Source organism: Streptomyces sp. NP160 (genome assembly GCF_006335115.1).
Lineage (GTDB): Bacteria > Actinomycetota > Actinomycetes > Actinomycetales > Quadrisphaeraceae > Quadrisphaera.
Genome location: NZ_VDMJ01000072.1, coordinates 1 through 217, shown reverse-complemented (window position 1 = coordinate 217; position 217 = coordinate 1). Strand labels below are relative to the sequence as shown.

General features: G+C 79.7%; 1 protein-coding gene. It reads left to right on the top strand.

Annotation, left to right across the window (positions count from 1 at the left end; translation table 11 throughout):
* Nucleotides 1–217: RibD family protein (locus FHN55_RS21930; RefSeq protein WP_139714536.1), on the top strand; the 217-nt coding region annotated here is incomplete at both ends.

The window sequence follows — 217 nt, the reverse complement described above, 5'->3', positions numbered from 1 at the left end:
CCGCCACGGCCGCCCCACCGTGACCTGGAAGTACGCCGCCACGCTGGACGGGTACAGCGCCGCCGCCGACGGCTCCAGCCGCTGGATCACCGGGCCCGTGGCCCGTGCGGACGTGCACGCGCGCCGCGCCCAGCACGACGCGGTGCTCGTCGGCACCGGCACGGCCCTCGCCGACGACCCGGCCCTCACCGTCCGCGACGCCGACGGCGCCCCGCTG